Below are 14,665 nucleotides of genomic sequence, written 5' to 3' on the forward strand. Positions count from 1 at the left end.
CTAATTACAAAGCGTTTCGTTGAACCGGACGTCACTCGTATCGGAACAGGCGCTTAGGGGGCTGAGGCTCAGCCCCCTAATTCATGCACTGCAGTTGCCTATTGAGAGCCCGTTCGACTTAATGGTGAGGTTTCAGCTCGTAGCGTCTCGATCATTTCTGTGTAGGAATCTCCCCAAAGTTCGAGAAGATGGTCTGAGAAGGCTTGCTGATAGGGTCCTTTTTGTTTGATATAGCTGCCAAGGATGTAGGTTCTTTCGAGCCTACTCCGCACGTGGCCCAGCACCAGGTCCGTGAGCTCTCTAGGGCAATTAATCGGAGGTTCTACCATCAGGGTTGCACATGTCCTTCGTAGGTCATGGATAGTGTATGGCTGAATCAATCCTTGGCTATGTAGCCACGTGTCCTCTGCACAGCGAGAGAGCGTATGGCGTTTGATTGGTTGATCAGGCAGTAGCGGTGATGGAAACACCCATGGTGAGTACGCCGTATGATCTCCAGCAAGATGAATCAGCTCTTGTGCTGTAGTGGATAGGTAGATTTCCTCGTCATACTGGTGATGCTTTGTGTATTGCGCGTCTAGTACCCAAACGTCGCCACGGATTTTTGAATGTTCCATATGGCGTACCCCATGACCGCGCTGTCCCGTTAACAGTACAAGAAGCTGCATGATGGCGAACAAGGGGTAGCTGTTTTTTACTGCCGGTATCCGATTGCTGGTTTCCTGCTTACGTTTGAAAGCTTTCAGAATTGCGCTCGGGAGGAGGCTGACCTCTTTTTCGGTAAGGGTTCTGCTTCGGCTTCTAGTCAAAACACCAAGTTTGAGGCGATCCGCTGGATTGTACTTGATGCTTTTACTGAATCGGTCACGCCCAAAGCTATACATCGCACATATCCATTTTCCAATACGCCTTGCGGCATGTGGATATCGCTTTTTGTATTCGTTGAGGCACTCATAGATTTGCTCGCGTTCCACAGCCGCCGCGGGAATGTCACTACCCACAAATTGCTCGAAGTGGCGTAATGACCTCTCCACTTCCTTGTACTGTGTCGTTTTCATTGCAGCCCCCTCGCTCTGGCGATAAGTAATCATGAGCCGGCTTTTCTTTTCTTCGAGGTAGGCCTCAATTAGTTCAGAGAGTTTCAGGCCCGATGACGCTTGATTCACTGCATGCTGTGGGTGAGCGGTTGCGGGTGCAGTGCTTGCTAGTCGTAGGTCGCCGTATCGTTTTAGGGCATCTTCCAGCCTAGTGATTGGCAGGGGCCCCAAACTTTGAGTTTTGATGCGCCCCGCGATTTTGCGGCGGTAGACAAAGTTCAGTCTGCCCCTTCGGGCACGTATACCAAAACCAGTGTACTGGTCACTGGTAATTAGTTTTTCGTTTTGTGGCGGGTTTTTGATCAGCTCCTGAATAAGCTGCTGGTCGATAGTGGCCATTGTATTTCCTCATACGCTGTAGCATGCGGCCGGCCCAATCGAGCACCTCGGTACTGCTAAGGGTGGCGCAGGCAAAACAAGTTACACTCCATTGCCACCAGAATCATACATAGGTGTCAATGTGAGTACAACGCGAGTTGCATATGAGCAGTTCTAATGGTCTTGGCCCTGACGCTCTCCCCCCCCCGTCGTCAGGGCTTTTTTTTGTCTCGACGCATCCTTGTATAAATTAGCGCCAAGAAAGCTACTCGATTGGCACTTTCAGTCTCTCGCGATTCAGCAGCGGAACCGGCTTACCGGCGGCTTGTTCGACCAGCGCGCGGAAGCGTTTCACGGTCACCTTGCCCCGTTTCTCGGCCAGCGCCCTCGCCACATTGTCCAGACTGCGAAGATTGTTGGTCTCTGAGCGAATGTACTGGTCAATTTCATACATGAGCACTGCGGCTCGCGCGGTAATCGGGCCAGAGGAGCGGCGTTCCAGCAAGCTGTCTGCTTCTTTGCCCCAGGTTGCCAGCTTTTTGAAGGTTTCCTGATAGCGTCTCTCGCTCATGCCGCCGGCGCGGCGCAGGATATCTACTGCGTAGAACTCGGCGAGTCCTTCCACAATCCAGTCGCTCTCAGGGTCGCCATGGATGCCGGTGGCCACGTGGATTAATTCATGAATCAGGCTGCTGGTACGGTTGCCACTGATGAGCGGGCGATCAGCATGCATGAACAGTGAACGAGTGCCCGAAAGCCCGCCTCGCCACATTGGGTCGCCTGCAGAGACGATCAGGAGATAGGTTGGAAAATCCGGAAAGATCTGCCGGACTTCGGGCAGGGTCCAGTTCAGGAACGCGAGCATGTCCTGTCGGCGGAAATCGGCCTTGAGCGGTGCGGACACCTTGGCGTCGGTGCCTGCAATCACATCCTGGCGTGTGCCAATTTCGCCGACAATCATCCATCCCTTCGGCCGCTTGAACTGTCTGCCCGGGTCCACAATCCGGAACCTTTGATCTCCCACTTTTTCGTAGGGCAGGGCTGAGGACCACTTTGCGGGTAACGCCAATTCCATGACGGCGCTGGATTCGGTCCCTCCGCGCAGTCTGGCAGTGATCGGTGGAATGAGTTTATCGCTGCGCAGGATGGCCCAGCTGTCGGTCATACGAGAATCGTAGGAACCGCTGGACTTTTGTGCGTTGACTTCGAAGTCGTACACGAGTTTTGCGCCGTCGCCTTCGGGAATCCAGATCACGCCTTCTGCGGTTGATTCGGTGTTGCCCTCTGCACTGACGAAAGTGTGTCGTTCCGGCTTAAACCGCAACAGCAACTGCCTGGGGAGCTTCTTCCCTGTGAGATCAATCTCGACGCGCGCTTTACTTTCTCCTTGCGTAAACGTCACCCGATAGACAATTTCCAGGTTGCTGGCGGCTGATGCTGGGGAAATACAGGTAAAGAACACAACGAACAGGGCCCACAGGGCGCTGCGGAGTGCGTATCGCTGAGGGGGGCGCAGGTGCAACATAATGACCGATATCAGATGACTTGGGTGTTTGGACAGTCAGTGAGGGTAAAGGTGCCAAGTAGCAGAAGGCAAGAAGGATCAAGCAGCGCAAGCTAACCGCACAAGCGGCAGAAACAGTGAAACGGTGATCCGCGGGGGATTCCAGAGAACACAAAAAGGGGAGGGAGAAAAGAAATTGGTCGGTGAGAGAGGATTCGAACCTCCGACCCCTTCGTCCCGAACGAAGTGCGCTACCAGGCTGCGCTACTCACCGACTTGTGCTTCACGTCGTAAGCGGGCGGCATTATAACAGCCGCCCACAATCTGTAAACCATTGATTTACTTTTTGATTTGGCGAATCAGTCCCTCTTGCGCTGTCGACGCAACGAGCACCCCCTCGCGGTTAAACAGCTGACCGCGACAGAATCCGCGGGCACCACTGGCGGAGGGGCTATCGGTCGAATAGAGGAGCCAGTCATCGGCACGGAAGTCCCGGTGGAACCACATGGCGTGGTCAAGGCTTGCGGGCATCATCTGTGGATCGAATAGCGAGATAGGGTGGGGCTGCAGCGAAGTCCCCAGCAGCGCCATATCGGACGCATAGCAAACGGCACAGCGGTGCTCCATCGGGTCGTCGGACATTTCACTGTCCACGCGAAACCAGAACTGGCATTTCGCTTCGCGGTTTTTTGCGTCGAAGTAGCTATTGGGATCGACGGGACGAAAATCGATCAAAAAGCGACCTTGATCCACAGCCACTTTCGTCAGTCCCAGATCTTCTGCGATCTGTTGGGTGTTTCGGAGTTCCTCGGGTTGTGCGATCGCGCCGGTATCAAATCTGGCCGCATGGTCGAAGCCAGGCTCTTCGATCTGAAATGATGCGCTCATGTTGAAGATCGCCTGACCGCGCTGCTTGGCAACGACGCGTCGAGTTGTGAAGCTGCCGCCGTCCCGGATCCGATCAACTTCATAGATGACTGGCAGTTCACTGCTCCCCGGACGAAGAAAGTAAGCATGCAAAGAGTGCGGAAGTCGTCGCTCTACGGTTCGCGTAGCGGCACTCAGCGCCTGACCCAGCACCTGTCCACCAAAAAGAATCTTTCGGTGGTTTTCAACGTGGTGTCGACTGCGGAATAGGTCGATATCGAGCTCTTCGACATCCAGCAGGCTACTCAACTTCTCAATCATGGTAAATCCGGCTCTGAAAACGTAAAAAAGGCGATTAATATTCCAGTGTGTGGGTGGGCACGCCACTTCGCATGATAGCAATAGTGGCCTTTTGCACCATTACCGATGACTACAATCCTTATGGCGAATGCCAACTGTTGCAACTTGGTATTTTAGGTCGCGGTTTGAGTGGCTCTTGGCACAAAAGTCATCTAGTATTTTGGCGGAGAAAGGCACAGCGGGCCTTTCTACTCAAAGTTTGGGGGAATCCTTTTCCAAATCCCGTGAATTGCCTATCATTCATGAATGAATAGTCAATTTCGGTCCCCAAAGCTCATGGAACCCAAGGTCGGAAGTATGGATAAGGCAAAAGAGAAAGTTCAGCGTTTTCGCGCGCGAGAACAGCGTATCCTGGATGCTGCTTTAGAGCTGCTGCTTGAGCATGGCGAGGAAAAAGTCACCGTCGAGCAGATTGCCGAGCGGGTCGATATTGGCAAGGGCACCATTTACAAGCACTTCATCTCGAAAACCGAGATCTATATGCGCCTGTTGCTCGATTACGAGAAGGCGCTAACCGAACGCTTAAAATCCGCAGTTGCAACGGCGGAACAAGGCGATATCACTGCTCCCGCCCGTGCCTACTTTGAATCCCGCATGGCCGATCCAGCGAAAGACAGGCTCTTCCAGCGTCTGGAAGAGAAAATCATCGCGCTGAATCTGGCTCCGGAGATGATTGCGGAGTTGCACGCCATGCGGAATTCCAATGCTTCCGCCCTAAACCGGGTGTTTGAGCGGCGCATGGAGCAGGGTGTGCTGAAGAAGGTGCCGCCGTATTACTACTACTCAGCGTACTGGGCCCTGGTACAGGGTGCGGTGGAGCTGTATCACTCCAAGTCCTTTGCTGACGTGATCGAAGATCGCGCGGGTCTGATGGAGTTCATCATGGATGTCGGTGTGCACATCGGCGATATTTCCGGACGCCGACCAGACACTGTGTCGTCTGCCGCGACCCCACCGCAGGACAATCCTGGCCACAGTTTTGGCTGAACCGCTGTTCGATCAGCTGCAGTCCCTGCAGTCGTCCTTCAAGGGGCACCCACCCGTATCCGAGTGGGACCCCGATTTATGCGGGGATATGGATCTCCGTGTGATGTCCAATGGTCGCTGGGTCCACGAGGGGCAAGAGATTGCCCGTGAAGCGCTGGTAAAACTCTTCGCCAGTATCCTCAAGCGTGAGAATGGTGACTATTTTCTGGTCACCCCTGTCGAGAAATGGCGTATTCAAGTCGAGGATGTGCCTTTTCTGGTGACGCAAGCTGCTCGAGCATCTACCGACGATACGATTTTACTGACCACCAATACCGGTGATGTTCTGGAGCTAGGGCAGGGTACCCAATGGGTGCTGAAAGCTTTCGGTAGCCCGGAGCGGACGGTTCCCTATATCGAAGTGCGTGATGGTCTGCAAGCGCGCGTCTCTCGCGATGTGTACTATCAATTGGTGGATTGGGCGGTGGATCAACTGGTTGAGAACGATCACCCTGCGGAGTTAATGCTGGTAAGCGGCGGCAGCCGGTTCCCGCTCGGTCCCCTCAGCTAAAGCAGGCTTTCTCCTCCCTGTCTTCTTCTCTTTCATATTTGCAGTGATTCCTGATTCTCATTCGCCGCAGTATCTTCCAATTTTGTGTGTGCATTTCTTCTGGTGGTAATACCCCGCTAATGAGCGGTACCTCAAGAATAAACTTGTTCCGTCAACGGGTTCGGTTTTGGTGGTGTTACATCGAAGCCGATTAAGAGAAAGCCTGTAAAATTTTCCCTTCCTATTTGTCCCTTTAGGGGTATGAACGTATTTTTCTTTTTTGATTTAGTCAAAAAATAGTCACTTGTCTATCAAACGTACGCACACTGAAACACGGTTGCAACATCACTGAAACATCGTGATTGTGTCGTTTAAAAAAACCTGTTTTTCTCAAAAACGAAAGAAATAGGTAACAATTCCGCAATATTCGATTTCTACACTCCCCTTCGTCCGAAACGCCAAGGCGAAAAATAATTCGTTCTTTCGGCACATTGTCAGCGACCAGGACAAGCCTGGATAAGTGGCGGCCAGTCGCTGAGCAAACGAACACTTTTGAAAAACTTCCTCTGGGGGGAATATGAAAATCGTAAATGGCAAGGTCGTCCTGGCTGCTGCTATCGCAGCTCTGCTCGCCGGTTGTGATAGCGGTGGTATCAACATTGAGCCGACCACCGTCGATAACTCTGTTGATAATTCCGTAACCAATCCGGGCGGCAGCACTGACGAGAATCCGTGCGCGTTCTACGAGCAAGCGGGTCAAACCATTCAGGGCAGCTTTGACGGCACTCACTGCTCTTACGAGTCTAGCTTTGTAGATTCTGACAACCCCCTCACTGTTAACCTGACTATTCCGGCACTGGAAGGGGAAGGCGCACACATTTTCAAGGGTAGCCTTTTTGTTGGAAAAAACTATGACACCGACGCTGGGCTGGCGGCTGCCGGTATTGCCAAGGGTGGCGATGGCGTGCGCCTGACCATCGAAAAAGGTGCGACCATCGCTTTCCCAAGCAGCACCCAGTTTATGGTTGTTAACCGCGGTTCCCAGGTTTTTGCCGAGGGTACCGTGGATGCGCCGATCACCTTCACTTCAAAAACTGACGTAGACGGCACCGTTGGTGCTGAAGACGTGCAGCAGTGGGGCGGCATGGTAATCAATGGCTTCGGTGTAACCAACAAGTGTTCCTATACCGGTTCGGTTGCTGCTGAAGACCTGGCCACTACCGAGTGCCATATTCTGGCTGAAGGCGCTGCTGGTGTTGACCAGTCCAACTACGGTGGTGCAAATAACGCTGACAGCTCTGGCCGTCTGGAATACGTTGTTGTGAAGCACACCGGTGCTGAGGTTGCGAATGGCGACGAGCTGAATGGTATTTCCTTCGGTGGTGTCGGTAGCGGCACAACCGTGAAAAACCTGCAGGTTTACTCAACTTACGACGACGGCATCGAGATGTTCGGTGGTGCGGTAAGCTTCGAGAACTTTGTTGCGCTGTACGTGCGCGATGACTCTATCGACATCGACGAAGGTTGGGCAGGTTCCATTACCAACGCGCTGGTGATTCAGTCGGCTGCTGACGGTAACCACTGTATCGAATCCGACGGTATTGGCTCTTACTCCAGCAAAGACGCTGCGGCTCGCCAGGCATTCATTGATGCTGGCATCAACAGCCGTCCGGTAATCACAGGCTTGACCTGCATCATCTCCGGTCAGACCGATGGCACCCACGGTGCTGGTGCTGGCTGGCGCTTCCGCGAAGGCATCTTCCCGATGATCAGTGATTCTATGGTCATCGGTTCCTTTAGCGCAGACGAGAATGGCCCTGAAGGCAGCAACTACTGCCTGCGGGTAGAAAGCGACGAGACGCTGGCTGAAGCGGCAACTGGTACCGAAGTGGTAATCACTTCCAACATCTTTGCTTGTGAAGACCGTACCAAAGGTGGCCCGGTTGGTGTTGACACTCTGGAAGACTGGGCTGTTGCGAACGGCAACGTCTTTGCCGATATCACAGGTGCAGTAGATCCCACTGCGAACGCCGACACTGGCCTGCAGCTCCTGGGTGGCTCTCCGGCATTCTTCTCCCTGGACGCTTCTGAGCAGCTGGTGAACGACGCTGCGACTGGTATCACGCCTCTGCAGGGCGCCTACCTGGGTGCTGTGAGCGTCAACGGAACTGACTGGACCCAGGGTTGGGCCTACGGTCTTCAGGAAGGTAACCGTGCTCAGCCACTGTGGTTTGAATAAGCTTTGTTACTTGGACCGGACATAGTCCGGTCTCCCTCTGGGGCGCCGCTTTACCGAAAATGGGGGCGGCGCCTCAATGGATTCTGCCGCTGAAGTCACGAGAACGAATAGGGGCCAGGCAAATGGTAAAGATTGATAAGTTTCAGAGAGCGCCGCTGGTATTGGCTGTCGCCACGGCCTCTGCAATCGCTCCCGCGGCGATCGCACAAGACATAGAGCTGGATTCGATTTCCGCTCCGCAGGCTAGCCAAATTGAAGAAGTGATGGTTCAGGGTCGACTGCGTGACTCAGCTGAGATGCTCGTCTCTGAGCGTTTGGAAGAAGAAGTCGTCACCGACATCCTGGGCTCCGAAATGATTGGCCGTGTCGGCGACTCGACGGTGGCTGCGGCGCTTCGTCGTGTATCGGGTCTGTCACTGGTGAGCGATAAGTTTGTTTACGTGCGTGGCCTCGGTGAACGCTACTCCAGTACCACGGTGAATGGTGCAAGCGTTCCTTCACCAGACCTGACCCGTAACGTTATTCCACTGGATATTTTTCCTACCTCGGTTGTTGACTCTCTTGCGGTGCAGAAGACGTATTCCGCGGACCAGCCAGCGACATTTGGTGGCGGTAACGTGGATGTCCGTACAAAAGGGATCCCCGATAGCCTGACGTTCTCCGTCGAGCTGGGTACTGCCTTTAACTCCGAGACGGGCGGCGATGTCCTGACCTACAACGGCGGCAGTGATGACGACTTCGGCAGTGACGATGGAACCCGCGCACTGTCTGCGGACCTGCAGCAGGCTTTGCAGCGTTTCCAGGGGCGTCTTGGTGCAGATGCGATTGGCAATGGACTGGTTGCCGAGGGTGTCCAGTTTGATTCGGCACAGGACCAGCGTGCTGCTGCCGAAGCGCTGAGCCGGACTCTGGCGCTGAACCTGAACCGCGACGTCGATATCACCAAGGAATCATTCGAACCGGAGCAGGACCTGAAGGCCAGCGTCGGTAACAGTTTCTTCCTGAGCGATGACCTCGAGATCGGGTTTCTTGCCGGGGGTTCCTACAAGAGTAAGTGGCGCGAAACCGTCACTGAAAAGCGCAGCTTTGTGTTCCCGGAAGAGCGCCCGGACACCACAGATGAGTCGACTTACTCAGTAGACATTAGCGCAAACCTGAACCTCGGTGTGCGTTACGCTGAAGAACACGAAGTCAGCACGACCAGCCTGTACCTGCGGAATACCGATGACGAATCATCCATTCGCGATTACTTTAATGAAAACGCGGAGATTTCCGATGGGCGAGGCTTCCGCGAGTATAAGGTCAAGTATGAAGAGCGTGATCTTATCCTGAACCAGGCTACTGGCCGCCATACCCTTGGTGTCACCACCAAGTCCCTGATCCCTGGCGGTCTGCTCAATTGGGTGCCCGAAGAGCTGGCATTCGACTGGTTCTACTCCGATGCTGCCGCGGCCACTTACATTCCCAATGAGGTCACCGTTAAGGCGGACATCAAAACGGACTCGCAGGGAAATGCGACCAGTTCGGCGGTTGGTATCGGTGTAAACAGCTCCGACTTCCGCTTTACTGAACTCGACGACGAAATGCTTAACTATGGCTGGTCATTGACCTTGCCAGTCGAGTTCAGTACTTCCAGTCTCGAGCTGAGCGGCGGCTTCGCACGCGCAGAAAAAGGTCGTAGTTACAAGGAAACCCAGTTCCGTTTGGGTGCGCTGAGTGTCGCCGATGAGGATACCCTGGTTGGTCCGCTGGATCAGGTGTTCAGCGATGAAAATATCACCAACCCGCTGAACAATTTTGTATTCGATCGCGCCGGAACCGATAACCAGAGTTATCTTGCGGCCACATTGACCGATGCCATATTCGGTAAAGTAGACTGGACGCTGAATGATACCTGGCGTTTCTCCGCTGGTGCACGCTGGGAAGACTACAATCAGGTTGCACTGGACTGGAATCCCTACGGCTACACCATCGATAACCCGCAAATTACCAGCGATATCGAAGCGCTCGAGCAGGCGACCTACGGTGATGATGCGGTCTATCCGTCTCTCTCGTTGACCTACATGGGCTCGCTGTGGGCGGAAACCTTCCAATTGCGCTTCGGTGCCAGCAAGACGGCGGTTCGTCCGGATCTGCGTGAAATTACCGATGCCATCTACATCGACCCGATTACCGGTGAGCAGGTGAAGGGTAACCCGAACGCCCGCCCATCTGAAATTGATAACTTCGATGTGCGTGCAGAATGGTTCTTCGATAATGGCGATAACCTGACGGTGTCTGCGTTCTACAAAGATATCATTGATCCCATCGAATTTTTCGAGCTGGGTTCGAGCGATACCAACGTTGCGCGTGAAATCATCAACGCTGCTTCCGGTGAAATCACTGGCATGGAAGTTGAAGGTCTGAAGACAATGGGCTTCCTGGGTGAAACCATGGACAGCTTCTTCATCCAGGGTAACGTTACCGTTCAGGACTCCGAGCTCGTGGCCGGCACAGAGGCAGATGCGCCAACGAATCCGGTGCGCGAACTGACAGGTGCGTCCGAGTACGTGGTTAATATGCTGGTTGGCTTCGATTCACCGGACGGTGCGCACTCTGCCACCCTGGGCTATAACGTCTTTGGTGAGCGCTTGTATCTCGCCGGGCGGAATGGTTCTCCCGATGCATTCGAGCAGCCTTTCCACTCGCTTGACGTGACGTATTCCTGGTATCCGACCGAGGAAGTCACACTCAAGCTGAAGATGCAGAACCTGCTGAATGAATCTATTGAGATCGAGCGTGAAGGTGTCATTGTGTTTGAGGAGGCGCCGGGTTCGAATTTCGCCCTGAGTGCACAGTACAAGTTCTAGTGGGCCTGTGCCGTCCAATCATGTAACAACGTAAAGAATGGAATAGATTCAGGCAAACCAACAGGGATGCTACTGAGCCGGGTCCTGGGAACAGGGCCCGGTTTTTTTTATGCGCGAACAAGGGCAGGGCAGATACAAAAAAGGCGCCCAAAGGGCGCCTTGTTGTGATCCCGCTGTTACATGTTCGGGTAATTCGGACCGCCGCCACCCTCGGGCGTCACCCAGACAATATTCTGGGTGGGGTCTTTGATATCACACGTCTTACAGTGAACACAGTTCTGCGCATTGATCTGGAAGCGCTTGCCGCCATCGTCTTCGACGACCTCATAAACGCCAGCCGGGCAATAACGCTGTGCAGGCTCGTCGTAGATCGGCAGGTTATGGCTCAACGGGATGGCATCATCCTTGAGTTTCAGATGGCAAGGCTGATCTTCCTCGTGATTCGTGTTCGAGATGAACACGGACGAGAGCTTGTCAAAACTCAGCACGCCATCGGGCTTCGGGTAGTCGACAGGTTTGCAGTCGGCTGCCGGTTTCAGCTGTGCGTGATCTGCGCTCTTATCGTGCAGTGTCCATGGCAGTTTGCCCTGGAAGATATTGATATCGATAAACGCGTAGGCGGAGCCAAGGATATTGCCCCACTTGTGTTGCGCAGGACCGAAGTTACGCTGCTTGTGCAGTTCTTTCCATGCCCAGCTGTTCTGGTACATAGTGCTGTATTCAGTGACTTCGTCATTTGCACGGTCTTCACCGATGGATTTACACACTGCCTCAGCGGCGATCATGCCGGATTTCATCGCAGTGTGGTTGCCCTTGATCTTGGCGAAGTTCAGGGTGCCGGCGTCGTCACCAATGAGAAGGCCACCGGGGAATGTCATTTTGGGCTGGGACTGCAGGCCGCCTTTGGTAATGGCGCGGGCACCGTACGCGACACGCTCACCACCTTCCAGATACTGCTTGATCACCGGGTGATGCTTGTAGCGCTGGAATTCGTCGAACGGGCTTACGTGCGGGTTGCTGTATCCCAAATCGGTGATCAGGCCCACAACCACCTGGTTGTCCTCGAGGTGATACAGGAATCCGCCACCATGCGAACCGCTCTCTGCGAGTGGCCAGCCGGCTGTGTGGACCACAAGTCCGGGCTTGTAATGCTCGTCGGTAACCTTCCAGATTTCCTTGATGCCGATGCCGTAGTGCTGGGGGTCACGGCCTTCGTCCAGCTTGAAGCGTTCGATCAGCTGCTTGCCCAGGTGCCCGCGGCAGCCTTCGGCAAATAACGTGTACTTGGCATGCAGCTCCATGCCAGGCATGTAGGAATCTTTGTGTTCGCCAGATGCGCTCACGCCCATATCGCCGGTGGCAATACCTTTGACCGAGCCGTCTTCGTTGTAAACAACTTCAGCGGCGGCGAAACCCGGGAAGATCTCGACACCGAGATTTTCCGCTTGTTCAGCCAACCAGCGGCACAAGTTACCGAGGCTGATAATGTAGTTGCCTTCGTTGTGCATGGTGCTTGGCACAAAGAAGTTCGGGACCTGGGTTGCCTTTTCCGGGCCTCCCATTAGGAAAATTTCGTCGCCTTTCACCTCGGTGTTCAGCGGCGCGCCGCGCTCTTTCCAGTCGGGGAAGAGTTCATTCAGTGCGGTTGGCTCGAAGACGGCACCTGACAGAGAGTGGGCTCCGACCTCTGAACCTTTTTCGACCACGCAGACTGAAATTTCATCATTGAGCTGGCGAATTCGGCAGGCGGCCGCCAATCCGGCAGGGCCTGCACCCACGATCACTACATCGTACTCCATTGATTCGCGTTCCACGGCGCTCTCCTATGCTATTGCTTAACACTCTGTTGCCCGGATGTTACCCGGTTTCTTTTATTCGGCTGCGGATTATATCGGCCAATCAATACCCCTACCAATTGCAGGAGTACCCATTTCCCGTGGCAAATACGGGGCCATTTCTTGGCCGAAAACCCCCGGCTGGGCCATGCTGAATGGATATTGAGGCCAACGCGGTTTAAACGGACCGGGCAGCCAAATGCTATTGATTTTGCGCTATTTAAAGTCCACCATACACGCCGTTCAAACAACTGTTTGACTTTATAAACGTAATTGTTCGCAATTTGACCGAATAGTCAAGCTGCGGAAGCCAGAGAGATAAGCGAGACGGGATTTCCATGAAAGTTCTTGTAGCTGTGAAACGCGTTGTCGACTACAACGTCAAGGTACGCCCGAAGGCAGATGGGTCTGATGTCGACATTGCCAATGTAAAGATGTCCATCAACCCTTTCTGTGAGATTGCGGTAGAAGAGGCCGTGCGCCTGAAGGAAAAGGGTGTAGTCAGCGAAATCGTTGCTGTTTCCATGGGTCCCAAGCAGTGCCAGGAGCAGGTGCGTACCGCATTGGCGCTGGGTGCTGATCGCGGTATTTTGGTCGAAACCGATGCTGAACTCCAGCCGCTGGCGGTCGCCAAGTGCCTGAAAGCGATCGTCGAGAAAGAAGAGCCGCAGCTGGTCATTATGGGCAAGCAGTCTATCGATGGCGACAATAACCAGACCGGCCAGATGCTCGGCGCATTGACCGGTATGGGGCAGGGCACCTTCGCTTCAGAAGTGGTAGTGGAAGGTGAGAGCGTCAAAGTGACCCGTGAGATCGACGGCGGTCTGCAGACTGTCGAAGTCAAGCTGCCGGCCATCGTGACCACCGACCTGCGCTTGAACGAACCGCGTTACGCGTCTTTGCCCAACATCATGAAGGCGAAGAAGAAGCCTCTCGACACCACTACGCCCGATGAGCTGGGTGTCGATATCTCCCCGCGCACCAAGACACTGAATGTTGAGCCGCCGGCCGAGCGCCAGGCTGGCATCAAAGTGGCTGACGTCGCGGAACTGGTCGAAAAACTGAAGAATGAGGCGAAGGTAATCTGATGAGCATTCTGGTTATTGCGGAACACGACAACAAAGAACTCAAGGGTGCGACCCTCAATACCATCGCTGCCGCCAAGGCACTGGGTGATGATATCCATGTACTGGTCGCCGGCGCCGACTGTGGCGCGGTTGCGGAAGCGGCTGCCAAGGTCGAGGGCGTTGCCAAGGTATTGAACGCAGACAATGCGGCCTACGGCCACCAGCTGGCTGAAAATGTGGCCAAGCTGGTCGCAGACCTGGGCCAGGCTTATAGCCACATTCTTGCCCCGGCGACTACGACCGGTAAAAACATGTTGCCGCGCGCTGCGGCACTGCTGGATGTGCAGCCGATCTCCGACATTATCTCTGTCGAGAGCGCGGACACTTTCAAGCGCCCGATCTATGCCGGTAACGTGATTGCGACAGTGCAGAGCTCCGACGCGATCAAGGTGATCTCTGTGCGTACTACCGCGTTTGATGCTGTATCTAGCGAAGGTGGTGCTGCAACCGTCGAAGCCGTGGATATCGCTGATGATGCCGGCGTATCGTCCTTCGTTGGCGAGGAACTGGCGGAATCTGATCGTCCTGAGCTGAGTGCGGCCAAAGTGGTCATTTCCGGTGGCCGCGGCATGCAGAACGGCGACAACTTCGAGCTGCTGTATCGTGTGGCTGATAAGCTGGGCGCGGCTGTGGGTGCTTCCCGCGCGGCGGTTGATGCTGGTTTCGTCCCGAACGATATGCAGGTTGGCCAGACGGGTAAAATCGTCGCGCCGGACCTGTACATTGCCGTCGGTATCTCTGGTGCCATTCAGCACCTGGCCGGCATGAAGGACTCCAAGGTGATTGTTGCGATCAACAAGGATGAAGAAGCGCCAATCTTCTCCGTTGCTGACTACGGTCTGGTCGCAGACTTGTTTGATGTCGTGCCAGAGTTGGAAACAAAACTGTAACGCACGGGTCATAAGATGGGCGTGACAAAGGGGCGGCACTTGGTCGCCCCTTTGCGTTGTCCC

At 54.4% G+C, this 14,665-nt stretch carries 10 protein-coding genes and 1 tRNA gene; 6 read left to right on the forward strand and 5 right to left on the reverse strand.

All coding sequences use genetic code 11. The features are described from left to right. Nucleotides 1-98: 98 nt before the first annotated feature. The 4 genes from ACXAD0_RS11725 to ACXAD0_RS11740 form a co-directional block, all read right to left on the reverse strand. Complete coding sequence (locus ACXAD0_RS11725) at nucleotides 99-1,436, reverse strand: tyrosine-type recombinase/integrase (RefSeq protein ID WP_475088597.1); 1,338 nt, start codon at nucleotides 1,434-1,436, stop codon at nucleotides 99-101. Between the two features lie 244 nt (nucleotides 1,437-1,680). Further along, nucleotides 1,681-2,940, reverse strand: a complete 1,260-nt coding sequence (locus ACXAD0_RS11730) for a hypothetical protein (RefSeq protein ID WP_475088599.1) — start codon at nucleotides 2,938-2,940, stop codon at nucleotides 1,681-1,683. A 176-nt stretch (nucleotides 2,941-3,116) separates the two neighbouring features. Then, nucleotides 3,117-3,193, reverse strand: a tRNA-Pro gene (locus ACXAD0_RS11735). A gap of 65 nt (nucleotides 3,194-3,258) precedes the next feature. Further along, the gene (locus ACXAD0_RS11740) at nucleotides 3,259-4,107 is read right to left on the reverse strand and encodes an acyl-CoA thioesterase (protein ID WP_475088600.1); all 849 of its coding nucleotides are present in this window, start codon (nucleotides 4,105-4,107) and stop codon (nucleotides 3,259-3,261) included. 336 nt (nucleotides 4,108-4,443) lie between these two features. Between ACXAD0_RS11740 and ACXAD0_RS11745 the strand changes: the two genes are divergently transcribed. From ACXAD0_RS11745 to ACXAD0_RS11760, 4 genes are all read left to right on the forward strand, one after another. Further along, entirely contained in the window at nucleotides 4,444-5,133 is a 690-nt protein-coding gene (locus tag ACXAD0_RS11745; RefSeq protein WP_475088602.1) for a TetR/AcrR family transcriptional regulator, read from the forward strand. Then, complete coding sequence (locus ACXAD0_RS11750) at nucleotides 5,126-5,683, forward strand: DUF1285 domain-containing protein (protein WP_475088604.1); 558 nt, start codon at nucleotides 5,126-5,128, stop codon at nucleotides 5,681-5,683. Before ACXAD0_RS11745 ends, ACXAD0_RS11750 begins: the two co-directional genes overlap by 8 nt. A 556-nt stretch (nucleotides 5,684-6,239) precedes the next feature. Beyond that, complete coding sequence (locus ACXAD0_RS11755) at nucleotides 6,240-7,901, forward strand: serine/threonine protein kinase (RefSeq protein ID WP_475088605.1); 1,662 nt, start codon at nucleotides 6,240-6,242, stop codon at nucleotides 7,899-7,901. A 122-nt stretch (nucleotides 7,902-8,023) separates the two neighbouring features. Beyond that, entirely contained in the window at nucleotides 8,024-10,750 is a 2,727-nt protein-coding gene (locus ACXAD0_RS11760; RefSeq protein WP_475088607.1) for a TonB-dependent receptor domain-containing protein, read from the forward strand. A 176-nt stretch (nucleotides 10,751-10,926) separates the two neighbouring features. Here the strand turns inward: ACXAD0_RS11760 and ACXAD0_RS11765 are convergent, their stop codons facing one another. After that, entirely contained in the window at nucleotides 10,927-12,549 is a 1,623-nt protein-coding gene (locus ACXAD0_RS11765) for an electron transfer flavoprotein-ubiquinone oxidoreductase (protein ID WP_475090371.1), read from the reverse strand. Between the two features lie 374 nt (nucleotides 12,550-12,923). Here ACXAD0_RS11765 and ACXAD0_RS11770 point away from each other — a divergent pair, with 374 nt between their 5' ends. Next, nucleotides 12,924-13,673, forward strand: a complete 750-nt coding sequence (locus ACXAD0_RS11770; RefSeq protein WP_475088608.1) for an electron transfer flavoprotein subunit beta/FixA family protein — start codon at nucleotides 12,924-12,926, stop codon at nucleotides 13,671-13,673. Next, nucleotides 13,673-14,602, forward strand: a complete 930-nt coding sequence (locus ACXAD0_RS11775) for an electron transfer flavoprotein subunit alpha/FixB family protein (protein WP_475088609.1) — start codon at nucleotides 13,673-13,675, stop codon at nucleotides 14,600-14,602. Before ACXAD0_RS11770 ends, ACXAD0_RS11775 begins: the two co-directional genes overlap by 1 nt. The last annotated feature ends 63 nt before the right edge of the window (nucleotides 14,603-14,665 follow it).

It is taken from the genome of Microbulbifer sp. ABF4_148 (assembly GCF_056158985.1).